General features: G+C 65.8%; 21 protein-coding genes. 8 read left to right on the forward strand and 13 right to left on the reverse strand.

What is annotated here, in order from left to right:
- The first annotated feature begins 42 nt into the window (after nt 1–42).
- Entirely contained in the window at nt 43–522 is a 480-nt protein-coding gene (locus EET10_RS03075; protein ID WP_036398798.1) for a VOC family protein, read from the forward strand.
- A complete protein-coding gene (locus EET10_RS03080) occupies nt 513–1952 on the forward strand; it encodes a flavin-containing monooxygenase (RefSeq protein WP_036398796.1) in 1440 nt (479 codons plus the stop codon). The genes EET10_RS03075 and EET10_RS03080 overlap by 10 nt, the downstream gene beginning before the upstream one ends.
- Here EET10_RS03080 and EET10_RS03085 read toward each other — a convergent pair.
- Nucleotides 1937–2416 carry a cupin domain-containing protein gene (locus tag EET10_RS03085; protein WP_099187981.1) on the reverse strand — a complete coding sequence of 160 codons (480 nt, stop codon included), beginning with the start codon at nt 2414–2416 and terminating at the stop codon, nt 1937–1939. The two genes, EET10_RS03080 and EET10_RS03085, sit on opposite strands and share 16 nt — an antisense overlap.
- A gap of 286 nt (nt 2417–2702) precedes the next feature.
- Between EET10_RS03085 and groL the strand changes: the two genes are divergently transcribed.
- Entirely contained in the window at nt 2703–4325 is a 1623-nt protein-coding gene (gene groL / locus EET10_RS03090; RefSeq protein ID WP_063466942.1) for a chaperonin GroEL, read from the forward strand.
- Nucleotides 4326–4476: 151 nt separating this feature from the next.
- On the opposite strand, the gene EET10_RS03095 is transcribed toward groL, so the two are convergent.
- The 3 genes from EET10_RS03095 to EET10_RS03105 form a co-directional block, all read right to left on the reverse strand.
- Entirely contained in the window at nt 4477–4872 is a 396-nt protein-coding gene (locus EET10_RS03095; RefSeq protein ID WP_122501890.1) for a pyridoxamine 5'-phosphate oxidase family protein, read from the reverse strand.
- Nucleotides 4873–4942: 70 nt separating this feature from the next.
- Entirely contained in the window at nt 4943–6403 is a 1461-nt protein-coding gene (locus EET10_RS03100) for a PPE family protein (protein ID WP_122501891.1), read from the reverse strand.
- 94 nt (nt 6404–6497) lie between these two features.
- Complete coding sequence (locus tag EET10_RS03105) at nt 6498–8225, reverse strand: N-acyl-D-amino-acid deacylase family protein (protein WP_122501892.1); 1728 nt, start codon at nt 8223–8225, stop codon at nt 6498–6500.
- A 63-nt stretch (nt 8226–8288) separates the two neighbouring features.
- On the opposite strand from EET10_RS03105, the gene EET10_RS03110 reads away from it, so the two are divergent.
- Nucleotides 8289–8822, forward strand: coding sequence for a mycothiol transferase (locus EET10_RS03110; protein WP_036398792.1), 534 nt, complete (start codon nt 8289–8291; stop codon nt 8820–8822).
- 21 nt (nt 8823–8843) lie between these two features.
- Nucleotides 8844–9692 carry a hypothetical protein gene (locus tag EET10_RS03115; protein ID WP_063466945.1) on the forward strand — a complete coding sequence of 283 codons (849 nt, stop codon included), beginning with the start codon at nt 8844–8846 and terminating at the stop codon, nt 9690–9692.
- 62 nt (nt 9693–9754) lie between these two features.
- Here EET10_RS03115 and EET10_RS03120 read toward each other — a convergent pair whose 3' ends face one another.
- The 8 genes from EET10_RS03120 to EET10_RS03155 are packed head-to-tail and all read right to left on the reverse strand — an operon-like array spanning nt 9755 to nt 18529.
- On the reverse strand, nt 9755–10453 hold the full coding sequence (locus EET10_RS03120) for an anti-sigma factor (protein ID WP_036398788.1): 699 nt from the start codon (nt 10451–10453) through the stop codon (nt 9755–9757).
- Nucleotides 10450–11013: a sigma-70 family RNA polymerase sigma factor gene (locus tag EET10_RS03125; protein ID WP_036399602.1), complete on the reverse strand. Its 564-nt coding sequence runs from the start codon at nt 11011–11013 to the stop codon at nt 10450–10452. The genes EET10_RS03120 and EET10_RS03125 overlap by 4 nt, the downstream gene beginning before the upstream one ends.
- Before the next feature lie 44 nt (nt 11014–11057).
- A complete protein-coding gene (locus EET10_RS03130) occupies nt 11058–11852 on the reverse strand; it encodes a DUF1295 domain-containing protein (protein ID WP_063466946.1) in 795 nt (264 codons plus the stop codon).
- Nucleotides 11849–13129, reverse strand: coding sequence for a class I SAM-dependent methyltransferase (locus tag EET10_RS03135; protein ID WP_122501893.1), 1281 nt, complete (start codon nt 13127–13129; stop codon nt 11849–11851). The genes EET10_RS03130 and EET10_RS03135 overlap by 4 nt, the downstream gene beginning before the upstream one ends.
- A complete protein-coding gene (locus EET10_RS03140; RefSeq protein WP_122501894.1) occupies nt 13126–13845 on the reverse strand; it encodes a DUF1365 domain-containing protein in 720 nt (239 codons plus the stop codon). The genes EET10_RS03135 and EET10_RS03140 overlap by 4 nt, the downstream gene beginning before the upstream one ends.
- Nucleotides 13839–15155 (reverse strand): NAD(P)/FAD-dependent oxidoreductase, encoded by a 1317-nt coding sequence (locus EET10_RS03145; protein ID WP_036398782.1) that lies wholly within the window; start codon nt 15153–15155, stop codon nt 13839–13841. Before EET10_RS03145 ends, EET10_RS03140 begins: the two co-directional genes overlap by 7 nt.
- 51 nt (nt 15156–15206) lie before the next feature.
- Complete coding sequence (locus EET10_RS03150; protein ID WP_036398781.1) at nt 15207–18113, reverse strand: MMPL/RND family transporter; 2907 nt, start codon at nt 18111–18113, stop codon at nt 15207–15209.
- Nucleotides 18110–18529, reverse strand: coding sequence for an MmpS family transport accessory protein (locus EET10_RS03155; protein WP_036398779.1), 420 nt, complete (start codon nt 18527–18529; stop codon nt 18110–18112). The genes EET10_RS03150 and EET10_RS03155 overlap by 4 nt, the downstream gene beginning before the upstream one ends.
- A 352-nt stretch (nt 18530–18881) precedes the next feature.
- On the opposite strand from EET10_RS03155, the gene EET10_RS03160 reads away from it, so the two are divergent.
- The 3 genes from EET10_RS03160 to EET10_RS03170 all read left to right on the forward strand — a co-directional run bounded on the left by EET10_RS03160 (nt 18882) and on the right by EET10_RS03170 (nt 23243).
- Nucleotides 18882–19568 carry a TetR/AcrR family transcriptional regulator gene (locus EET10_RS03160; protein WP_036398777.1) on the forward strand — a complete coding sequence of 229 codons (687 nt, stop codon included), beginning with the start codon at nt 18882–18884 and terminating at the stop codon, nt 19566–19568.
- 253 nt (nt 19569–19821) lie between these two features.
- Entirely contained in the window at nt 19822–20268 is a 447-nt protein-coding gene (locus EET10_RS03165; protein ID WP_099187983.1) for an MmpS family transport accessory protein, read from the forward strand.
- Nucleotides 20265–23243, forward strand: a complete 2979-nt coding sequence (locus tag EET10_RS03170) for an MMPL/RND family transporter (protein ID WP_082273166.1) — start codon at nt 20265–20267, stop codon at nt 23241–23243. The genes EET10_RS03165 and EET10_RS03170 overlap by 4 nt, the downstream gene beginning before the upstream one ends.
- 95 nt (nt 23244–23338) lie before the next feature.
- Here EET10_RS03170 and EET10_RS03175 read toward each other — a convergent pair whose 3' ends face one another.
- A complete protein-coding gene (locus EET10_RS03175; protein WP_036398774.1) occupies nt 23339–23788 on the reverse strand; it encodes a DUF5078 domain-containing protein in 450 nt (149 codons plus the stop codon).
- Between the last annotated feature and the right edge of the window lie 27 nt (nt 23789–23815).

The following is a 23815-nucleotide window of genomic DNA, read 5'->3' on the forward strand; positions in this document are numbered from 1 at the left end:
ACGGCGGCGCCCGGCGCTGCTTGACTGGGTAAAGTTGAGAACGTGATTACCGGTTTGGCGCACACCGGCATCTGCGTACCCGATTGTGCGGCGGCGGTGGCGTTTTATCGCGAGGTATTAGGCCTGCAAGTGCTCTCGCCGCCGTTCGTCATGGCCGGTAACGCCATTCGCGACGACATGGGCGGGTTGGTGTCGGACCCCACGATGAAGGCGGCGATTGTCGGCCTGCCCGGCGACGGCGACCGCGTCCTCGAGGTCATCGAGTACCTCAACATCGAAGGTTCCGGCCACCGGGCCGCGGCGGCGCTGAGCGATCACGGCCTGACGCACGTCGCGTTGATCTGTGACGATCTCGACTCCACCCGCGCCGACCTGGAAAGCAAAGGGGTGCGCTTCCTGGTCGACGGGATCGCAGAGGTGGCGCGAGTCCGCACCACGTGGTTCGCCGACCCGTGGGGAGTGGTGTTCATTCTGGTCGAGAAGAGCCGGCCGGAACGACCCTATTTCGCGCAATGGGACTGAAGCCGCGGGTCGCGGTGATCGGAGCTGGCGCCGGCGGCATCGCGATGGGCATCCAACTCGCCGCCGGCGGGTATGACTTCACCATCTTCGACCGCGCCGACGGCTTCGGCGGCACTTGGCGTCACAACACGTTCCCGGGCGCGGCCTGTGACGTGCCGTCGCATCTGTACTCGTACTCGTTCGCACCCAACCCGCGCTGGAGCAAGACGTACGCGAACCAGCCGGAGATCCTGGCCTATCTGGAGAAGGTCGCCGCCGACTACGGGCTGCAGGCCCAGCTGCGGCCCAACACCGCGGTCATCACGGCACGCTGGTCAGATGCCCGCAAGCGCTGGATGCTGACCACCGACGACGGCCGCCGGCACGAATTCGAGGTCGTCGTCAGCGCCGTCGGCATGCTCGACCTGCCCAGCATCCCGGACATCCCAGGGACGCAACGGTTTCGCGGCCGGCGGTTCCATTCGGCGCGCTGGGACCACAGCAAGTCGACGGCCGGGGAGCGGGTCGCGTCCATCGGCACCGGCGCCAGCGCGATCCAGTATGTTCCGGCGATCGCCCCGCGGACCGCGCAGCTGACGGTGTTCCAGCGGACCCCGATCTGGATTTCGCCACGATTCGACATTCCGTTCACCGCCGAGCAGCAGGAATTGTTCGAGTGCGACCCGGCCGCCGCTCGGAAACTGCGCGACGAGGCGTTCGACTCCTACGAGTCCTCCAGCTTCGACATCGACGCGGCGCAGACCAGTGAGGCGACCGAACTGGCGCGCGGCTACCTGCTGCGCAAGGTGGCCGACCCCGCACTGCGCGCCAAGCTGACTCCGGACTACCCGGTCGGCTGCAAGCGACCGCTGATGTCGCGCGACTGGTACCCCACCTTTTCGCTGCCCAACGTCAGCCTGGAAACCACCGCTATCGCCGAACTGACCGAACACGGCGTACGCACCGTCGACGGCGTCGAACATCGCGTCGACACCGTCATCTACGGCACCGGGTTCAAGGCCGCCGACTACTTGGCCAGCATCGACGTGTACGGGACCGGCGGCCGCCGGCTCCGTGAGGATTGGCGCGACGGCGCGGAGGCGTATCTGGGCACCCTGGTCGCCGGATATCCGAACTTCTTCACGCTCTACGGCCCCAACACCAACGGGGTCAACTCGATCATCTACATCCACGAGGCGCAGACGACCTTCATCCGCCACATCCTCGACGTGCTGACCGGCCGACGGGCACGCACCGTCGAGGTGACGCCCGCGGCGCAGCGGCGCTACAACGACGAAATCCAGGCCGCCATGGAAGGCAAGGTGTGGCTGGCGTGTGCCAACTACTTCCGGCATCCGAGTGGGAAGGTCGTCACCCAATTGCCTTACAGCGGCCGGACGTTCTTCGAGCGCACCCGTGCCATGGTGCCCGGCGACTACTGGATCCAGTAATTGTCGTGACCGATGAAGAACTCGCGCCGTTCGTCGTCGGTCATGTCGGCCAGGCCGGGCAGGCCCTCGAAGTAGCCCTCGCGTGGTGCCCCCGGAGCGAACAGAATCAGGATCGACGCGGGCTGCCCAGACTCGTTGCGGAAGCCGTGGATTCCGCCGGGTGGTACATAAAGGAAGTCGCCGGCCGACGCGTCGATCCAGTCCCGGCCGTCGTGCATGCGCATCGACCCTGACAGGACGAAGAACGACTCCGACATCGTCTTGTGGAAATGCGGACCGGGACCGCCGCCGGCGGGGGCGATGTCGACCCGGTAGAGGCCGAAATCGCCGTCAGTGGACTGTTGGGTGGCCAGGTAGTGGTAGGTGGTGCCGCCGAACTCGAAATCGGGTGGCTCGTCGAAGCGCGTGAGCCGGGCACTGACTTCCCCCTTGTCGCCGGTGTACCGGGGCGGGGGATACGACATCTATCCAGTGTGCCCGAGTCTGCCTCGACCTGACCGAGCCGTTGGCGACGGGCTCGCTCCCCGGCGTGCCGCCGCGGCGCGCATCGTCGCCGGCGTCCTTGCACTCGTCATGGGCGAGTGCTAAGAATGACGTTGGCACTCTCCACCGGCGAGTGCTAGGTCGGGACGGTGAGGTCCAGCACGCAAGCTGCGATCGTCCGTCGCGGGCACTGCGCCCGGCCAGCGTAAGTAACGGGGTCACCCGGTGACCCCAGTTTCATTCCCAATCCGGAGGAATCACTTCGCAATGGCCAAGACAATTGCGTACGACGAAGAGGCCCGTCGCGGCCTCGAGCGGGGCCTGAACGCCCTCGCCGACGCGGTAAAGGTGACGTTGGGACCCAAGGGCCGCAACGTCGTCCTGGAGAAGAAGTGGGGCGCCCCCACGATCACCAACGATGGGGTTTCCATCGCCAAGGAGATCGAACTGGAGGACCCGTACGAGAAGATCGGCGCCGAGCTGGTCAAGGAAGTCGCCAAGAAGACCGACGACGTCGCCGGCGACGGCACCACCACGGCCACTGTGCTCGCGCAGGCGCTGGTCAAGGAGGGCCTGCGCAACGTGGCGGCCGGCGCCAACCCGCTGGGCCTGAAGCGCGGCATCGAGAAGGCCGTCGAGAAGGTCACCGAGACCTTGCTCAAGGGTGCCAAGGAGGTCGAGACCAAGGAGCAGATCGCGGCCACCGCGGCCATCTCGGCCGGTGACCAGTCGATCGGCGACCTGATCGCCGAGGCGATGGACAAGGTAGGCAACGAGGGTGTCATCACCGTCGAGGAGTCCAACACCTTCGGCCTGCAGCTCGAGCTCACCGAGGGTATGCGCTTTGACAAGGGCTACATCTCCGGCTACTTCGTCACCGACGCCGAGCGTCAGGAAGCAGTGCTGGAAGACCCCTACATCCTGCTGGTCAGCTCCAAGGTGTCGACGGTCAAGGACCTGCTGCCGCTGCTGGAGAAGGTCATCCAGGCCGGCAAGCCGCTGCTGATCATCGCCGAGGACGTCGAGGGTGAGGCTTTGAGCACCCTGGTCGTGAACAAGATCCGCGGCACCTTCAAGTCGGTGGCGGTCAAGGCCCCCGGCTTCGGTGACCGCCGCAAGGCGATGCTGCAGGACATGGCGATCCTCACCGGCGGTCAGGTGATCAGCGAAGAGGTCGGCCTGACCCTGGAGAATGCCGACCTGAGCCTGCTCGGTAAGGCTCGCAAGGTCGTCGTCACCAAGGATGAGACCACCATCGTCGAGGGCGCCGGCGACAGCGACGCCATCGCCGGGCGGGTGGCGCAGATCCGTCAGGAGATCGAGAACAGCGACTCCGACTACGACCGCGAGAAGCTGCAGGAGCGCCTGGCGAAGCTGGCCGGCGGCGTCGCGGTGATCAAGGCCGGTGCCGCCACCGAGGTGGAGCTCAAGGAACGCAAGCACCGCATCGAGGACGCGGTGCGCAACGCCAAGGCGGCCGTCGAAGAGGGCATCGTCGCCGGCGGCGGTGTGACGCTGCTGCAGGCCGCGCCCACGCTGGACGAGCTCAAGCTCGAGGGCGACGAGGCCACCGGGGCCAACATCGTCAAGGTGGCGCTGGAGGCTCCGCTGAAGCAGATCGCGTTCAACTCGGGCCTGGAGCCCGGCGTGGTCGCGGAGAAGGTGCGCAACCTGCCCGCGGGACACGGCCTCAACGCCGCGACCGGCGTGTACGAGGACCTGCTCAAGGCCGGCGTTGCCGACCCGGTCAAGGTGACCCGTTCGGCGCTGCAGAACGCGGCGTCCATCGCGGGGCTGTTCCTGACCACCGAGGCGGTCGTCGCCGACAAGCCGGAGAAGGAAAAGGCTGCCATGCCCGGTGGCGGCGACATGGGAGGTATGGACTTCTAGTCCGTGCAAGCGAAGAAGCCCGGCCCTCGCAGGGGGCCGGGCTTTTTCGCGCGCCGAGACTGCGTACAGCGCGATAGGAGGGCGGGAACGCGGGCGCTCACCGCAGTTTCGACGCAATGACCGCAGTCTCGGCGCGCGCGCAGGGCTTGAGCTACGGCGTCGAGAACACCACGCAGTCGTGGCGGCATCCCTTCGCCGCCGCGGCGGAGCCGGGGTCGGCCTCGCGATGCAGCAGCGCGCGGGTGGGCGCCACCCACAGACGGACGGTCTCCTCACCGGCTCCTGTTACTTCGGCGCTGCCGTCAACGATCAGCGAATAGCCGCTGGGCTCACGCGGGGGCCACAGCAGCGTCACGTCGCGGCGACGGGCCAGGTTCTTGCGGGTTCCTCCGCCGACCAGCCCTACGTCGAGGACTGCCCCGCGCAGTACCGGCTCGACGGTCACGGTGTGCACGCGGTAGTCGTCATCGACGGTGATCAGGTAGGCGAATGGATAGTCGGCCAGGGCCGCGGCCAGCCGCATGAGGTCTACCTTTTTAGCGCCCATGCAGTCGAGAGTAGACGCCCGGTGCGGACGGGAGGACGTGCGCTGCCGGGCTGGTTGGGGCTAGTTGGGGCTAGTCTGAGCGAACCGGCAGTTTGATGCCGGTGCCGGGGTCGGCCGGTTCGCGGCTGGGGTAGAAGGTCGACTTGGGGATGCCCGACCCGGGAAGGACCGGAGCCCCGCTGACCGGCTCGCGAACAGTGGTGTTGCGCACACCCGTATCGTTGTTGCCCGAGTTGTAGAAACTGGTGTACCCGCTGCCCGCGCTGCGCGATCCGGCATTGGCAGGGGAGCCGGTGCCGGCATTGGCGTTGCCGGTGTTCGCGGTCCCGGGGTCAATTCCGGCGGGAGGGGTGATCGGCGTCGCGGCCGGGGGTGTGGCCGGGGCCGGGTTGAGCGCGTTTGCCAGACCCGGGTGCAGGCCGCCCGTCTGACCGAGGGCGGAGCTGAGGATGCTCGAGCTCAAGGTTGCCGTGCCACCGGTTGCGTAGCTCGCGGAGCTGGCCAACCCCGCGTCCAAGCCGGCCGATCCCGGCACGTTGCCTTGCATCACCGACGGCCACAGGCCCGCGCTCATGCCGCCGACGTTGCCAAAGCCGGTGTTGATATTTCCCGAGTTCCCAAACCCGTTATTGAGGAAGCCCGAGTTGCCGATTCCCAGGTTTCCGTTGCCGGAGTTGAAAAAGCCGACGTTGCCGGTGCCGGAGTTGCCGAAGCCGATGTTGCCGCTACCGGAATTGAGGCCGCCGAAACCGACCTGGTTATTGCCGGTCAGCCCAACACCGACGTCATGATTGCCGGTACTGCCGATGCCGAGGTTGCTATTGCCCAGGTTGCCCATGCCGACGTTGTTGTTGCCGGTATTGCCGCCGCCGATGTTGCTGCTGCCGGTGTTGCCGATGCCCAGGTTGCCGCTGCCGGTGTTACCGATACCGATGTTTCCGCTGCCGGTGTTGCCGAAGCCGAGGTTGATCGCGCCGTTCTTGCCGATGTCGATGCCGAGGTTGCGCAGCACCTGTTGCCAGGGCGCCAATAGTGACGCGGCCGCGGATGCGTCGGCGTGGTATGCCGCCATCGCCGCCACATCCATCGCCCACATCTGCTCATAGGCGCCCTCGATGTCCATGATGGCCGGGGTGTTGAACCCCAACCAGTTCGTGGCCGCCAGCACCTGCATCAGGCCACGGTTGGCCGCGACCACCGCGGGCTGCACTGTGGCCGCCAGCGCCGCCTCGAAGGCCGTGGCCGTGGCCGCGGCCTGAGCCGCGACTTGCTCGGCCTGGGTTGCGGCCGCGCCGAGCCACGCCATGTATTGGGTAGCGACGGCCATCATCGCCGCCGAAGACGGACCCAGCCAAGAGCCGTTGGTCAGCTCGGCGACCACCGAGCTGAACGACGACATCGACGACGCCAGTTCCTCGGCCAGGCCGCTCCAGGCCCCGGCCGCGGCAAGGAGCGGTCCCGCGCCGGGACCGGCGAACATCAGTGCCGAATTGATCTCTGGCGGCAACCACGCGAAATGCGGGTTTGTCACTAGCCCAAACTACCCGCCCGAGCCCCTCGACGTGGCCATATCGGCGCAGGAAAACTGCATATCCATACCCGGTGCACAGGAACCCCCTAAGTGCTCAGGCGGGGGCCGGAGCGGACCGACGTCCGCGGACCAGCTTGCCTGGTCGGGCGGCGGTGGGAACACCGTTCTCGGCGATCACCTCGCCCGAGACGACGGTCGCGACGTAGCCCTCGGCGGTCTGGTCCAGTCGCCGCCCGCCGGCGGGCAGGTCGTATCTGATGACCGGTTTGTGCAGCCGCAGCGCGCCGTGGTCGATGACATTGAGGTCGGCCTTGTAGCCGACGGCGATGCGTCCGCGGTCGGCCAGCCCGGCCACCCGGGCCGGAACAGAGGTGAGTTCGCGCACGGCCTCGGCCACCGTGAACCGCCCGGACGCCCGGTCGCGCGCCCAGTGCGCCAAGAAGTACGTCGAGTAGCTGGCGTCGCAGATCATGCCGTAGTGGGCGCCGCCGTCGCCGAGGCCGAGCACCACGTCGTCGCGGTGCAGCAGTTTGCCGACGGTATCCAGCGAGTTGTTCTCGAGGTTGCTCGTGGCGACCAGCAGCATGGCGTGACCGTCGTCGTCGAGCAGCCGGTCGTAGGCCTCCTCCATCGGGTTCACCCCGCGGGCTCGGGCGCGGGCCCCGATGCTGCCCGACGGGTCCGGCTCGTAATCGGGGCTGTCGCCCAGCGGGAAGATCCAGTCCCAGGCCTGGGCCACATACAGGATCGGATGGCCGTGGCCGGGTTTGTCGGCCAGGATGCGGGCGCGTACCTCGGGCTTGCGCATCTCGGTGACCCGCTGCGCCAGCGGCAGGTGCGCGATCTCGCGGTAGCTGGGGTACAGCACGAACGGATTGGCGGACAGTTGCAGCCCGATGATCAGCCCGATCGGGCGGGGCAGCAGCTGCGCGGTGATGTCTCCACCGGCCCCGTTGGCCTTCTCGATCATCGTGATGGCGTCGGGCCACGTCGGATCGCCGGTGTTGGCGACCACCAGCGTGAAGGTGACCGGCAGCCGTACGTCCTCGGCGACGTCGAACACCATCTGCAAAACCGGCTGATAGCCGCCGGCAGGAATGTCGGGCACGAACTGCAGCAGCCCGCCGCCGCCGTCGACCACACCCCTGGCGATCTCCTCGATCTCCTCGCGGGCGGCCTCGTAGCTCGGGATCGGGGAACCGCTTTCGGTCTTGTGAATGGTCAACCGCGACGACGCGAAGCCCAGCGCGCCGACCTCGACCGCCTCCTTGGCCAGCGCCCGCATCTTCGCCAGGTCTTCGGCGGTGGCCGGCTCGCGGTCGGCGCCGCGCTGCCCCATCACGTAAACCCGCAGCGGCGAATGCGGCAGGTAGACGGCCACATCGATATCACGCTGGCGCGTCTCCAGCGCGTCCAGGTATTCGGGAAAGGTTTCCCAGGTCCACGGCAGGCCGTCGGTCATGACGACGCCGGGAATGTCCTCGACCCCGGCCATCACGTCGACGAGCACGTCGTGGTCTTTGTGGCGGCAGGGCGCGAAGCCGACCCCGCAGTTGCCCATCACCACCGTGGTCACTCCGTGCGCCGACGACGGTGTCAGCCGGTCGGACCAGATGGCCTGGCCGTCGTAGTGGGTATGCAGGTCGACGAAACCCGGGGTGACCAGCAGTCCGGTCGCGTCGATCTCGCGCTTGGCGGTTTCGCCGTTGACAACACCAACACCCTTGATGACGCCGTCTTGCACCGCGACGTCACCGACATACGGTTCGCCGCCCAGCCCGTCGACGATAGTGCCATTGCGGATGAGCAGGTCGTAGGTCATCTAATTAATCTACGACCGCGTGGATGGTGCCATGATCGTTGCCCCGCCCGTAAAGTCGCCGTTATGGCCGGCCCCGATGCCAACGACGCCGACGACGCCCCGGCCCGGGAGCTGCTGCGTGACGCGTTCACCCGCCTGATCGAACACGCCGACGACCTCACCGACGGCCTGACCGACGACGTCGCCGCCTACCGGCCGACCCCGAGCGCCAACAGCATCGCCTGGTTGCTCTGGCACAGTGCCCGCGTCCAGGACATCCAGCTGGCCCACATCGCCGGCGTGGAGCAGGTGTGGACGCGCGACGGCTGGGTCGACCGGTTCGGCCTTGACCTACCGCGCGACGACACCGGCTACGGGCACAGCCCCGCCGAGGTGGGCAAGGTGCGCGCACCGGCGGGGCTGCTGTCCGGTTACTACCACGCGGTGCACCAGCTCACCCTCGAGTACGTCGCAGGCGTGACCGCAGACGAGCTGGCGCGCATCGTGGACACCCATTGGGATCCGCCGGTAACCGCCAGCATGCGATTGGTCAGCATCATCGACGATTGCGCGCAACACCTCGGTCAGGCCGCCTACCTGCGCGGGATCGTGCCGTAGCTGCCCAGTAGCTTGTGAGGCGTGCGATTTGCTGCCACGGTGGTGTTCTGGCTGGCCACCACGGTCGCGCTGACGGTAGCCGTCCCCGCGGCGTGGGCGCAGACAACGATCATCGACGAGGACGGCTATGCCGCGCTGGCCCAAAAGGCCGCCCGCGACCCGGTTCTGCAGTCCGCCATGGCGGCCGAGCTCACTACCCGCGCCCTGGCGCTGATCGCCCGGCATGGGCGCCCGAGTTCTCCGGTCGATAACTCGACGGTGCACGATGCTGCCGCAGCCTTCACCGCCGGCCCGGCGTTTCCGCCGCTGTTCGCCCGGGCGAACCGGGTCGCGCACGGCTGGTTGTTCGGCGAGCCGCGTTCTGGCCGCGCCGGTGATCAATGGGTGGTCGATCTGGCCCCGATGCTGCAAGACAGCTCGATGCAGCAGGTGTTGAGCGGCTACCACGTCACGGTGCCGGCGACGCTGCAGGTTCCGCTGACGGTGTCGGCGCCCCGGCCGGTGCACCAGGGACAGCTGCGGCGGCTGGCGGTGTGGGGGCCGTGGGTCAGTATCGGCGCCGCAGCCTCGGGTGCGAGCTGCGCGTTACTGATGCTGGCCACCGCGCGCCGCCGAGGCAAGGCGCTGACCAGCCTCGGCGTTTCGGCGTTGCTCGTCGGCGCGGGCGGCTGGGCGGGTATCGAGATCGGCAGGCGGTATATCAACGACGCGCTCAATCGGACCACTGGCGATATCCGGCGGGTGGCCGACGTCATGGTCGGTACGGCGGAGCGCAGCCTGCACCTGTGGCTGAACCTGACGCTGGTCGCCGGTGCGGCACTGGTGGTGCTGGGCGTGCTGGCGGCGGTGCTGGGAAGCCTGTGGAAGTAGCCGTTGCGGTAGCGTCACAGGTCGCGAGTGGGGTCATGGCTGCGGGCGCGCTGGCGCCCCTCTTAACGCAGCGGCAGCTCGGCCAGGATCGCGCCGGTCGGCTGCGTAGAACCGGTGCCCGGTTCGACGGTGAACGCCAGCGCGGTCGAGTTCCCCAGGTTGGTCAGCGTGGCCTTCGTCGACGGCGCCACCGCCGCCGGGCCCATGGTCCCCGCCGAGGTCGGGCCGTTGGCGCCCAGCAGCCACATCTGATAGACGGTGCCCGGGGACGGCGGCGGCACGTCGTTCATCACGAGCACGCCGGCATTGCGGTCGTGGGAGAACATCACCGTGGCGGTCCCGCCGCCCAACGGGCGCGAAACGGTCTGCACATCCGGCGCGCCCAGCACCTGCTCGGCGACCGTCGGCGGCGCCGGCGGCCGCAGCACGGTGCCCAGGCCGAACGCGCCCAGTCCCACCACCACAGCGGCTGCAGACGCGAAAACGGCTGTGCGCCAACGTGACTGACGGCGGCTAGCGGTCGGCTTGACGGTGTCCAGCACGGCCGCGCGCAGTCGTTCCGGCGGTTCGGTGGCCGTGGTCGCCGACACGATCGCCATCGTCTCGCGGACCGCGCGGACTTCTTCGTTGAAGGCCGCCGTCATCGCCGAGGGTGCCGCGGCGACCATGCGCTCGATGTCGACTCGTTCCTCGTCGGACATCGCATGCAGGGCATACGGGATCGCCAGCTCCAACAGTCCGAAATCGGTCGGCTCGGTCATGACATACCCAGGCAGTTCCGCAGACCGCGCAGCGCGTCACGCATGCGCGATTTGATCGTCGACAGGTTGGTGGCCAGCCGGTGCGACACCTCGGCGTACGTCAGGCCGCCGTAGTAGGCCAGTTCGATGCACTCCCGCTGCGCGTCGGTCAACCCGCCCAGGCATGCCGCGACCCGGCGCCGTTCGTCACCGGCGATCGCGGAGTCGGCGACGACGTCGCTGGCCGGGTCGATATTGGCCACGCCGTAGCGTGACTCCCGCTGGCTGCCGGCTTGCTCGGCGCGTACCCGGTCGATGGCGCGCCGGTGTGCCATGGTCAGCAACCAGGCCAGCGGCGAGCCCTTGACGGCGTCGTACTCCGACGCCGTGCGCCACACCTCGAGGTAGATCTCCTGGGTGGTTTCTTCGCTGTAGCCCGGGTCCCGCAGCACCCGCGCCACCAGTCCGTACACCCGGGTTTTGGTGTGGTCGTAGAACGTTGCGAACGCGTCACGGTCGCCCCGCGCGATCTGGTGCAACAGGGCGCTGAGGTCGCTGCTCAGCCGTGGCGGTCCCGTCATCGACGGTAGCCTATCGTCAGGTCGCACCGAAATCGCCAAACCGGTCATAACTGACGCGCCGATCGCGGTGGCCGGGGCACGAAATACGCTGTACGACGCTGGTATTCGGCGAAACCTGGACGGCCCTTCATGTACTTCTCGGTCAGCCGGGCCCCGCTCACGTCGACAAGGAAGTAGGTCATCAACAACGGCGAGACCACCGTGAGCAGCGGCACCCAGCCGGTGATGGTGATCAGCCACAACCCCCACCAGACACAGGCGTCGCCGAAGTAATTGGGGTGGCGGGTCCAGGCCCACAGGCCACGGTCCATGATGGCCCCGCGATTGGCCGGGTCGGATTTGAAGACCCGCAACTGGCGGTCACCGAGCGCTTCGAAGACGACCCCGACCAGCCACACCGCCACGCCGACACCGGTGACCGCCAGCAATGGCTTCGGAGTGGGCCCGGTGATCGCCGACAGCTGCAGCGGGAAGGAGATGAACAGCGTCAGGAAGGCCTGCAGTCCGAAGACCTTGCGCACCACCTGACCTGTGGTGGCGCCGCGCAGCAGGTCGGCATAGCGGGGATCCTCACCCTTGCCGGCGGTCTTGCGGTACATGTGCCAGCTCAGCCGCAGCCCCCACACCGTCACCAGCGCCAGCAGCAGCCACCGCCGGGCCGGGTCACCGGTGCCGAATACGGCCGCCACGGCTGCTACTGCGATGAACCCCAACCCCCAGGCGACGTCGACGACGTTGTAGCGGCCGAGCCACCTGCCGATCAGGAAGGTCGTCGAATGCACCACGGCCAGCGCCAGCGCCGAAGCACCCGATACCTGGAAGATGGCAGCCTCGTTCATCGGTCATCCTTGCGCTCGAACGTCCACTGGACGACATCCAGGTACCCGGACCGGAATCCCGCCTCGGAGTAGGCCAGGTAGAACTCCCACATCCGGGCGAACACCTCATCGAAACCCAAGTGTGCCAACCGGTCTCGCCGCTGGACGAACCGCTCCCGCCACAGCCGCAGAGTCTCGGCGTAGTGCGGTCGCAGCGAGGCGGTGTCGACCGTGCGCAGGCTGGTGTGGCGGTTCGTGATCGCCGCGATGGCCTCCGTGGACGGCAACAGCCCGCCGGGGAAGATGTACTTCTGGATCCAGGTGCGGGTGTTGCGGGTGGCCAGCATCCGGTCGTGGGGCATCGTGATCGCCTGGATCGCCACTCGGCCGCCCGGGCGCACCAGCTGGTCTAGCGCCGCGAAATACGTTGGCCAGGAGCGGTATCCGACGGCCTCGATCATCTCGACCGAGAGTATCGCGTCATAAGGGTCATGCCCCGACCGCGCGTCGCGGTAGTCGCACAAGTCGATCTGCACCCGATGGGACAGGCCCGCGGCGGCGACCCGCTGACGCGCCAGCCGCTGCTGCTCCACCGATAACGTGACCGATCGCACCCGGGCCCCGCGGGCGGCCGCCCGGATACACAGCTCGCCCCAGCCGGTGCCGATCTCGAGCACCCGGCTGCCCGGCCCGACACCGGCCATGTCGAGTAGCCGATCGATCTTGCGCCGTTGGGCGGCAGCCAAATCGGGCCACGCGGCGGGAAGATCGCGGAACAGCGCGGACGAATAGGTCATGGTTTCGTCGAGGAACTCAGCGAACAGGTCGTTCGACAGATCATAGTGCTCGGCGACGTTACGCCGGGCCTGATCGCGGCTGGGATCGCCCCGGGTCGGCTCGAACGCCGGCGCCAGCGGACGCAGCCACTGCAGCGGGCCCGGAACCAGGTCGGCGACCGACTCGGCCAGGACCGTCAGCACTCTGGTGAGATCCTCCGACGACCATTCACCGGCCAGGTAGGACTCGCCGAAGCCGATCAGGCCGTGCCGCCCGATCCGTCGTGCCAGCGCCTTCGGGCGGTGAACCGTCAGCCTCGCCGACGTGGCGTCGCCGGCGCCGACTGCCGTGCCGTCCGGGTAGACCAGTCGCAGCGGCAGTCGGGCGACCGCGCGACGCAACAGCCAGTCGGCGATGGCCGCCGACGTCGCGGCGACCGGTCCGGACGGCACCTCGGCGACAGCCGGCCAGCGCTCGGAATCTATTGTGACCGAAGGTGTTCCGATTGTTTCGATGCTCATCGCGGTACCACTGGCACTCGACGTAACCACAGTGTGATCCCCTGTATCCGGATGCGGGCGGCCACCACCAACGGGGCCAACGGTGAAATGCATTGCATGAGTGCGACTTCCTTGGTTGTCGCGGGTCGTCGTGTCCCGCGGAGGTTCGCGACGAATACCGGGAACGCCGGGTGGTTTTCGCCGTGTAGCGCCACCGTGACGTCGACCTCGCCGCCGGGCCGCGGCGCTCGCACCACGTAATGCCCCTCGACGTCATTGAACGGCGAGACGTAGAACTTCTTGGCCGTCACCACGGGCAGGTCGGCCGGCGGCAGCAGATACGCGTGCCGTTCTCCATAGGTGTTGTGCACTTCGGCCACCACATGGCGCACCCGGCCGTCACGGTCGTGACACCAATAGACGCTCAACGGGTTGAAGACATGCCCGAGCACGCGGGCCTGCAGCAGTGCGGTGATCCGGCCGTCGGGAACAGCGACGCCGCGCTCATCGAAGAACGCTTCCAGCCGGTCGCGCAGCGAACCGTGCGGCGTGCCCGACGACGCGGCGGCGAAGTGGTCGTCGGCGCGAAATCGGGCGAACGTTCGTAGCCACCAGGGCAGCTGCGGCAGCTCGTCGACGTCGACATACCAGCTGTAGCTTCGGTATTCGAACGAGTGGTGCACCGGGGCGCGTCGCGCGTGGGTGATGGTGGTGCGGTAGATCGCCGGAGTCAGCATGGCACCACCACTTCCCTTCGGGTTGCGGCCGGCCAGTCCGCCCCCAGCCTCCGGGCCGCGCGCAGCCCGGAGGCGGCGCCGTCCTCGTGGAACCCCCAGCCGTGGTAGGCCCCGGCGAACACCACCCGATCGTCATCGAGGGTGGGCAATAAGCGTTGGGCTGCAACCGATTCCGGTGTGTACAGCGGATGGCTGTAGGTCATCTCGGCAAGCACCGACCCGGGGTCCACCCGGTCATGGCCGCCGAGGGTGACCAGGAACCTTCGGTTGTCGTCGATGCGCATCAGCCTGCTGACGTCGTAGCTGACCACCACGTGGTCGGTGCCCGGTGTCACCAGGTAGTTCCACGACGCGCGGGCGCCGGTGTGGCGGGGCAGCACCGACTCGTCGGTGTGCAGCTGGGCCCGGTTGGTCGAGTAGGGGATCGCTCCCAGCACGTGCCGTTCCCAGGCGGTCGGCGGGTCGAGGAGCAGCAGGGCCTGGTCGGGATGCACGGCGACGACGGCGGCGTCGAACAATCGCGGCGTGTCGTGACCGGCTTGCACCACCACGCCACCGGCGACCCGGCGCAGCGAATGCACCGGGGTGCCCGTGGACACCTCGGCCAGCCGGGAGGCGATCGCCTGCACGTAGGTGGCCGAGCCCCCGGTGACGGTGCGCCAGGTGGGCGAGCCGAACACCGACAACATCCCGTGATGGTCCAGGAAGACGAACAGATACCGGGCCGGGTAGCGCAACGCGTCCTCGCTCGCACACGACCACACCGCGGCCACCAGGGGAGTGATGAAGTAGTCGGCGAAAAACGACGAGAAGCGGTGCCGCTTGAGGAACGCCTCCAATGTTTCGAGTCGGTCGCCGGCTTCCTCGCGCAGCAGCCGCGAGGCCGCACGGTGGAAGCGCAAGATCTCGGCGAGCATCAGCAGGTAGCGGGGCCGCAGTGCCTGCCGGCAGGCGAACAGTCCCCGGACTCCCAGAGCCCCGGCATATTCGAGGCCGATGCCGTCGGCGCGCACCGACATCGACATGTCCGACTCCTGGGTGGCGACACCCAGTTCGTCGAACAGTCGGCACAGCGTCGGGTAGGTGCGGTCGTTGTGGACCAGGAATGCCGAGTCGACCGCGATGACGCTGCCGTCGTGCGCCCCGTCGCCGCGATCGACGTAATGGGTGTGGGCGTGTCCGCCGAGCCGGGTGTCGGCCTCGTACAAGGTGACTCGGTCACGGCCGGACAGCACGTAGGCGGCGGTCAGGCCGGCCACGCCGCTGCCGATGACCGCTATCGAGCGTTCTGAGGGGTGTCGTTGCTGCACATCAGGTATTCGGAACCGTCGGCAGCTCGGACGGGATGGACCAAACCGGCGTTAGTGTTCGCCGCTCATCGCCATCAGCCGGTCGGTTTGCGGCTCCTCCCCGGAACCGCTTGGTGCCGACCGGATTCGGGCCGGACGTGAACGCACCTTCATCGGCCACCAGAACCAGCGGCCCAGCAGCGCGGCGATCGACGGCGTCATGAACGAACGCACGATCAACGTGTCGAACAGCAGACCCAGGCCGATAGTGGTACCCACCTGGCCGATCACCCGCAGATCGCTGACGGCCATGGACGCCATGGTGAACGCGAACACCAGCCCGGCGTTGGTCACGACCTTGCCGGTACCGCCCATCGCGCGAATGATGCCGGTGTTCAGCCCGGCGCCGATTTCCTCCTTGAACCGCGAGACCAGCAGCAGGTTGTAGTCAGACCCCACGGCCAGCAGAACGATGACGGACATCGCCAGCACCATGTAGTGCAACTCGATGCTGAGGATGTGCTGCCACAACAGCACCGACAGCCCGAATGAGGCACCGAGCGAAAGCGCCACCGTGCCCACGATCACCGCCGCCGCGACAAAGGCGCGCGTCAGTATCAGCATGATGATGAAAATCAGGCACAGCGAAGAGATCCCGGCAATAAGGAGATCCCATTTGGCGCCGTCGGCGATGTCGTAGAAGACGGCCGCCGTCCCGGCCAGATAGATCTTGGCGTCCTCCAGCGGGGTTCCCTTGAGCGACTCCTCGGCCGCGGTGCGGATCGCATTGATGCTCGCGATTCCCTCGGGTGATTGCGGATCTCCCCGATGCAAGATGATGAAGCGGGCGGAATGCCCGTCGGGTGACAGGAAGGACTTCATGGCGCGCTGGAAGTCTTTGTTCTTGAAGACCTCGGGCGGCAGATAGAACGAGTCGTCGTTCTTGGCGGCATCGAACGCCTTCCCCATGGCGTTCGCGTTGTCGCTCATCTCGTTCATCTGGTCGTAGAAGCCGGCCATGGTGCTGTGCATGGTCAGCATCATGATCCGCATGCTTTCCATGCTGTCGATCATCGGCGGGAAGGTCGCCAGCATCTGCGGCATCAGCCGGTCAATGTTCTTGGTATCGGCCACCAGAGCGCTGAGTTTCTCGTCGACCTGGTCGAGTCCGTCCAGCGCGTCGAATATCGACCTGAAGGACCAGCAGATGGGAATGTCGTAACAGTGCTTCTCCCAATAGAAGTAGCTACGGATCGGGCGCCAGAAGTCGTCGAAGTCCGCGATATGGTCGCGCAGTTCGTTGGTGATCTGCTGCATCTCTTCGGTGTCGCGGACGATGTGGTGAGTATTCTCGGCGAGCTGCGACATCAGGCTGTACATCTGCTTCATGATCGCGATCGTCTTGGCCATCTCGTCGGCCTGTTTGAGCATGTCGTCGATCCGGTCCCGCTGATACTTCAGGGTCTGCACCTGGCCGGCGTTTTGCATGCTGATCAGAAACGGGATCGACGTGTGGTCCATCGCCGTTCCGTCGGGCCTGGTGATCGCCTGCACCCGGGAAATGCCCGGAACCCGGAAGATGCCTTTGGCCAGCCTGTCCAGCACCAGAAAGTCCGCGGGATTGCGCATGTCGTGATCCGACTCGATCATCAACACGTCGGGCTTCATCCGGGCCTGCGAGAAATGGCGTTCCGCGGCGGCGAATCCTTCGTTGGCGGGGATGAAGGTGGGCAGGTAGGAACGGTCGTTGTAGTTGGTGCGGTATCCGGGCAGCGCGAGCAGACCGACCAGGGCGACCGCGCACGTGGCGGCCAGTACCGGCAGCGGCCAGCGCACCACCACGGTGCCGACCCGGCGCCAGCCACGAACCTTGAGTAGCCGCTTGGGGTCGAACAGCCCGAATCGGCTGCCGACGGTCAGCACGGCGGGCCCCAGCGTCAGCGCCGCGAACACCGCCACCAGCATCCCCACCGCACAGGGGATGCCGAGGGTTTCGAAGTAGGGCATCCGGGCGAACTTGAGGCAGAAGGTCGCGCCGGCGATCGTCAGGCCCGAGCCCAGGATGACGTGGGCGGTACCGCGGTACATCGTGTAGAAGGCCGTTTCCCGGTCTTCCCCGGCCTGACGGGCCTCCTGGTAGCGCCCGAAGATGAAGATCCCGTAGTCGGTGCCGGCGGCAATGGCCAGTGAGGTCAGCAGGCTGACGGCAAAGGTGGACAGTCCGATGGCCCCGCTGTGGCCGAGCAGTGCGACCACTCCCCGGGCCGCGGTCAATTCCACCCCGACCGTCAGCAACAGCATGATGACGGTGATCGGCGAGCGGTAGACCAGCAGCAACATCACGAAGATCACCACGACCGTCGTCACCGTGATCTTGACCATCGACTTGTCGCCGCTGTGGTGCATGTCCGCGACGAGCGCCGCGGCGCCGGTGACGTACGTCGTGACCCCGGGCGGCGCCGGCGTGTCCGCGACGATCTTGCGCACCGCTTCGACGGACTCGTTGGCCAACGGCTCGCCTTGGTTGCCGGCGAGATTCAGCTGGACGTAGGTGGCTTTGCCGTCGTTGCTTTGTGCCCCGGCCGCCGTGAGCGGATCGCCCCAGAAGTCTTGGACGCTTTGGACATGCTTGGTATCGGCTCGCAGTTTGCGGACGAGAACGTCGTAATACTTGTGGGCCGCGTCGTCGAGTGGCTGTTTGCCCTCCAAGACGATCATGGCGACGCTGTCGGTGTTGCCTTCGTTGAACGCCTGCCCGATGTGCTTCATGGCCTGGTACGACGGCGCTTCCTTGGGGCTCAGCGACACCGAGCGCTCCTGCCCGACTTCTTCCAGCGACGGCACGAAAACGCTGAGCGCAACGCAGATCATCAGCCAGCCGAGAATGATCGGCACCGCGAACGCGTGGATGATCCGCGCTATCAACGGCTTTTCGGCGTGGCTGCCGGTGTCGGGGTCGTTCGCGTACTTGATGGTCACGCCGACTTCACCAGGCAGTAGGTGTACGCGTTGACCTCGTGTGAAACCTTCTCCGCCTTGACCACGCCGTCCACGGTGATCCGGCAGCCGATGCTGTCGGTATCACCTTGGGCGACGAGGTTTCCCATCACTGCCGCCAAATTCGTGGTGAAGTGCAACGACCACGGCAGCACGGCTTGATCGACCCGCTGCGGGTCGGAATTGACATCGAAATAGCTGATATCGGCCACCGTCCCGGGTGGCCCGAACACTTCGTAGGTGATCTGCTTGGGGTTGAAGGGTTTGCTGTCGAGGTTGCTGTCGGAATAGGACTCCCGCCTCTCGGACGCGAAAAAGCCCCGAATCCGGTGCACGGTGAACCCCCCGACGATGATCACCGCCAGGATTACCAGTGCGATCCACGTCCGCGACAGCACCTTGAAGATCTCAAGTTCCCTTCGCCGGTTGGTATTTGCTACGGGCGAACCATACCCGCCCCGTGAAAGTCCTTCCCAGCTTTCAAGGCCTTTCAAGGGCTTTCGACGGCTTCCAACGACAGAGCACCACGACCACGCACTCGATCAGCCGGGCCCAAGACCCCGGTCGCCGCGGCAAGCCGCCGTGGGTCATCCTGAATCACCTCGAGCCCGTAATACTGTGCCTAGCCTTGCCTAAGTAAATCATTGCGGTGTGCGGAACGACGCCTTCCCCCACCCGGGGCAGTGTAACGCATATCACGTGCGTAACGGCACGGTACTCGGTTGGCTTACCGCTCGCAAATCACATGATGTGCGTTATCCTCTGCCAGTGGCGCAACTCACGTTCCGGCGCGCCCGCACCGAGGAGAACAAACGCCGGCGTGCCGCGGCGTTGATGGAAGCGGCGCGTTCGCTGGCGTCCGAAACCGGGGTGGCGTCGGTGACCTTGACCGCCGTCGCCAGCCGCGCCGGGATTCACTACTCGGCGGTACGCCGCTATTTCACCTCCCACAAGGAGGTCCTGCTCCACCTCGCGGCCGAGGGCTGGGTGCGGTGGTCGAAGACGGTATGCGAGAGCTTGAGTGAGCCCGGCCCGATGTCGCACTCGCGGGTGGCGCAGGCTCTGGCCGACGGCTTGGCCGCCGATCCGCTGTTCTGTGACCTGCTGGCCAATCTTCACCTGCACCTCGAACACGAGGTGGATGTCGACCGGGTGGTCGAGGTGAAGCGCACCAGCACCGCCGCCGTGATCGCGCTCGCGGACGCGATCGAGGACGCGCTGCCGGCGCTGGGGCGTTCCGGTGCTTTCGATATCCTGCTGGCTGCGTACTCGTTGGCCGCCACGCTGTGGCAGATCGCCAATCCGCCGGAACGGCTCACCGACGCCTACGCCGAGGAGCCGGACGTCCTGCCGCCCGAATGGAACCTCGACTTCGCCTCCGCCCTTACCCGGCTCCTCACCGCGACCTGTTTCGGCCTCACCGCCGAATCTCCTTGAGCCACCGAGGATGGAAAGCTTTGTGACCAGACCACAACCGGTTGAGACCATGGCGGGGGCGAGGTTCAGCGGCCCGCCCGGGGTACGTCTAAGATACTTAGTGCAACAAACCATCGGGATGGGGTGGTCGCCTACACCGGCCGTTGCCGGCCGCCTCGGGTTTGCTTCCCGGATCCCTTCGACAAACCCGGCGCGCGCGGTGGGTCGAGCGCTGCGACGCATGGTCCCGGTCCCGGCGAGCGGAAGGTGATCGGTGGCAAGGATTTCGGTTGCCAGCGCGCTGAAGCGAGTGTGGATCCCGCTCGTCATCATTGCCGTGGTCGTGGTGGCTGGTTTCAGTGTCTACCGGCTACGCGGCTTTTTCGGCTATACGGACAAGGGACCGATCACCAGCGGCATTGCCGACGACATCAAGCCGTTCAACCCCAAGCACGTGGTTTATGAGGTGTTCGGTCCCCCCGGAACCATCGCCAACATCAACTATTTGGACATCAATGCGCAGCCGCAGCGGGTCAGTAATGTGCCGCTGCCGTGGACGCTCTCCGTCACGACGACATTGCCCTCGGTGAGCGTCAACGTGGTGGCGCAGGGCGACAGTAACCAGATCGGTTGCCGCATCATCGTCAACGGCGAAGTCAAGGACGAAAGGTCCGAGAACGAAGTGAACGCCCAAACCTTCTGCTTGGTGAAATCGGCATGAGCGATATCCAGACGGCCACCGGAAACAGTCCCGCGGACCCAACCGTAAACGGGGCCGGCAAACGGCCGTCGTTGGCCCGGATAATTCACCGCCTTGCGGTGCCGATCGTGCTGCTCTGGATTGGACTGGTCGTCGTTCTCAGCATTTTCGTCCCGTCGCTGGAAAAGGTGGGTAAAGACCACACCGTGTCGTTGAGCCCCAATGACGCGGAGTCGATGGTCGCGATGAAGCGTGTCGGCAACGTCTTCCATGAGTTCAACACCGACAGCTCGGTGATGATCGTGCTGGAAGGCGACAAGCCGCTCGATGACAAAGCCCATCACTATTACGACGAACTGATCCGCAGGCTTTCCGCCGACACCAAACACGTTCAGCACATCCAGGATTTCTGGGGTGATCCGCTGACGGCGGCCGGTTCGCAGAGTCCCGACGGCAAGGCGGCCTACGTCCAGCTGAACCTCGCCGGTAACCAGGGCGAGTCCCTGGCCAACGAGTCCGTCGAAGCGGTGCGCAAGATCGTCGACAGCGTTGCGGCCCCGCCGGGTGTGAAGGCATATGTCACGGGTGCGGCCGCGCTCACCGCCGATCAGTCCACGTCCGGCGACAAAGGCGTCAAGAAAGTCACGATGATCACCTTTCTGGTGATTATCGTGATGCTGCTGTTCGTATACCGATCCATTGTCCAGGTGCTACTGGTCCTGGTGATGGTCGGGATCGAGTTGATGGCGGCCCGGCAGGTCGTCGCTTTCCTGGGGCATTACAACATCATCGGGCTTTCCACCTTCGCGGTTAATCTGCTGGTGCTGATGGCGATCGCAGCCAGCACCGACTATGCGATATTCGTGCTCGGCCGATATCAAGAGGCGCGCGGCCTCGGTGAGGACCGGGAAACGGCCTTCTACACGATGTTCCACGGAACCGCGCACGTGGTCCTCGGCTCCGGCCTCACGATTGCCGGCGCGATGTATTGCCTGAGCTTCACCCGGCTTCCGTATTTCCAGACCCTGGGCGCCCCGTGCGCAATAGGAATGCTGGTAGCGGTGCTTGCCGCACTCACCCTGGGGCCGGCCGTGCTGGTCGTCGGAAGCTACTTCAAGATTTTCGACCCCAAGCGCAAGATGCGGACCCGGGGCTGGCGACGGGTGGGCACCGCCATCGTGCGCTGGCCCGGACCGATCCTGGCCGTGTCCATCGCGATCGCCCTGATCGGGCTGCTTGCCCTGCCGGGGTACAAGACCAATTACGACAGCAAGAAGTATCTGCCGCCGTGGACCCCCGCCAATGTGGGTTACGCAGCTGCCGGTCGTCATTTCTCTCAGGCCCGGATGAATCCGGAGCTGCTCCTGGTGGAAACCGATCACGATATGCGGAATCCGGCCGACATGCTGGTCATCGACCGGATCGCCAAAGCGGTCTTTCATGTGCCCGGTATCTCGCGGGTGCAAGCGATCACCCGGCCGTTGGGCAGGCCGATCGAGCACACCTCGATTCCGTTCCAGATCAGCATGCAAAACACTGTCCAGGTCGAGAACATGCAGTACATGAAGCAGCGGATGGCCGACATGCTGACGCAGGCCGACGCGATGCAGCAGTCGATCGACACCATGCAGCACATGTACGACATCATGGCCCAGACGGTGAAAGTCACCCACAATATGGATGTCTTGACGCATGAAATGGTCGTCATCACCAATCAATTGCGGGATCACATCGCCGATTTCGACGATTTCTGGCGGCCGATTCGCAGTTACTTCTATTGGGAGCGGCACTGTTACGACATTCCGATCTGCTGGTCGCTGCGGTCGATATTCGATGCGCTGGACGGTCTGGACCAGATCGACGAGAAATTGGCAGAACTTTCCGGCAACCTGGATCAATTGGACGTGTTGATGCCGCAGATGCTTGCCCAGCTGCCGCCGCAGATCGCGACCATGAAGACGATGAGGACGATGATGCTGACCATGCACAGCTCGATGTCGTCGCTGTATGACCAGATGGACGAGATGTCCAAGAATTCGACGGCGATGGGGCAGGCGTTCGACGCGTCGCGTAACGACGACTCGTTCTACATTCCGCCGGAGGTTTTCGACAACCCCGACTTCAAGCGGGGTCTGAAGATGTTCTTGTCGCCGGACGGGCACGCGGTTCGCTTCATCATTTCCCACGAAGGTGACCCGGCGACCCCCGAAGGCATCTCGCACGTCGAGCCGATCTTGAAGGCGGCGAAGGAGGCCATCAAGGGGACTCCGCTGGAGGGCGCCAAGATCTATCTCGGCGGAACCGCCGCGGTCTTCAAGGATATGCGCGACGGTTCCAAATGGGATCTCATGATCGCCGGAATTGCCGCCGCCAGTTTGATTTTCATCATCATGCTGGTCATTACCCGAAGCGTGGTGGCGGCCTTCACCATTGTCGGTACGGTGCTGTTGTCGTTGGGTGCCTCGTTCGGGCTTTCGGTTCTGGTCTGGCAGGACATCCTTGGTTTCGAATTGCACTGGATGGTGCTGGCGATGTCGGTCATCCTGCTGCTGGCCGTCGGATCGGACTACAACCTGCTGCTGGTATCGCGCTTCAAGGAAGAAATCGGCGCCGGAATAAAGACCGGGATCATTCGCTCGATGGCCGGCACCGGTGCGGTGGTGACGTCTGCGGGCCTGGTCTTCGCCGCCACCATGGCCTCGTTCATCTTCAGTGATCTGAAGGTGATCGGGCAGGTGGGAACGACGATCGCACTGGGTCTGTTGTTCGACACGCTGATCGTCCGGTCGTTCATGATGCCGTCGGTGGCGGCGCTGATGGGCCGCTGGTTCTGGTGGCCGCAGCGGGTGCGCACGCGCCCGGCCAGTCAGCTACTTCGGCCTTACGGCCCACGCCCGTTGGTTCGTGCCTTGTTGCTGCCCCGCGACGGTAAGTCCGCGGACCCCTCCGGAACCGCGGACACCGATCGATTCCCGGTGAGCACCCCGCACTACTGACGGGGACCATTCGTTTTGAGCCGCAGCGAGATTACGCCAGCGGGAAGAAATGCGAAACACCTCGCGCTGCCGTCGATCTCGGCGAACGGCGGTGCCTACCCCCAGTTCCACACCGACATGTCGCCGGGCGGGTATTGGTTGCACACCTCGGTGGACTTGGCGACCACGCCCTTGTTGTTGAAGAAAATCTTCATGTGGTTGCGCCAGCCCCACCACAGCGGATCGATGGAGTCGTAAAAGTGCTCGGAGTAATCCCGGCGGTCCGCGGGTGACAACGAGAAGAACCAGTGCACCTTGTCCTGGGTCGCCTGCTGGTACTGCGCATGGTTGTTGTAGTCGATCATGTAGCGCTCGTAGTACACCGGGCTGGTGTCCCTGGTGGCCGCGAGTATTTGTTCGGCGTCGCAGGTGGTGGCGATTATCCGGCGAGGGATCGGAAAGTCTTCCGTGGAATCGGCCGTTGCGGCCTTCGGGGCGACCACTGCGGCGACACCCAACGCGAGAAGAACAACGCCTGCGCGCAGGCTAGAACTCAGCCGAGACATAGTTGTTACGGTAACACTTTCGGGGCC

This window comes from Mycobacterium pseudokansasii (genome assembly GCF_900566075.1).
Taxonomy (GTDB): domain Bacteria; phylum Actinomycetota; class Actinomycetes; order Mycobacteriales; family Mycobacteriaceae; genus Mycobacterium; species Mycobacterium pseudokansasii.

Coding starts and splice junctions, on each gene's coding strand:
- EET10_RS03080 (WP_036398796.1), top strand. CDS start 513: ATGGGACTGAAGCCGCGGGTCGCGGTGATCGGAGCTGGCGCCGGCGGC.
- EET10_RS03120 (WP_036398788.1), bottom strand. CDS start 10,453: ATGACCGAGCCGACCGATTTCGGACTGTTGGAGCTGGCGATCCCGTAT.
- EET10_RS03130 (WP_063466946.1), bottom strand. CDS start 11,852: ATGAACGAGGCTGCCATCTTCCAGGTATCGGGTGCTTCGGCGCTGGCG.
- EET10_RS03085 (WP_099187981.1), bottom strand. CDS start 2,416: ATGTCGTATCCCCCGCCCCGGTACACCGGCGACAAGGGGGAAGTCAGT.
- EET10_RS03105 (WP_122501892.1), bottom strand. CDS start 8,225: ATGACCTACGACCTGCTCATCCGCAATGGCACTATCGTCGACGGGCTG.
- EET10_RS03125 (WP_036399602.1), bottom strand. CDS start 11,013: ATGACGGGACCGCCACGGCTGAGCAGCGACCTCAGCGCCCTGTTGCAC.
- groL (WP_063466942.1), top strand. CDS start 2,703: ATGGCCAAGACAATTGCGTACGACGAAGAGGCCCGTCGCGGCCTCGAG.
- EET10_RS03140 (WP_122501894.1), bottom strand. CDS start 13,845: ATGCTGACTCCGGCGATCTACCGCACCACCATCACCCACGCGCGACGC.
- EET10_RS03110 (WP_036398792.1), top strand. CDS start 8,289: ATGGCCGGCCCCGATGCCAACGACGCCGACGACGCCCCGGCCCGGGAG.
- EET10_RS03170 (WP_082273166.1), top strand. CDS start 20,265: ATGAGCGATATCCAGACGGCCACCGGAAACAGTCCCGCGGACCCAACC.
- EET10_RS03175 (WP_036398774.1), bottom strand. CDS start 23,788: ATGTCTCGGCTGAGTTCTAGCCTGCGCGCAGGCGTTGTTCTTCTCGCG.
- EET10_RS03135 (WP_122501893.1), bottom strand. CDS start 13,129: ATGAGCATCGAAACAATCGGAACACCTTCGGTCACAATAGATTCCGAG.
- EET10_RS03095 (WP_122501890.1), bottom strand. CDS start 4,872: ATGGGCGCTAAAAAGGTAGACCTCATGCGGCTGGCCGCGGCCCTGGCC.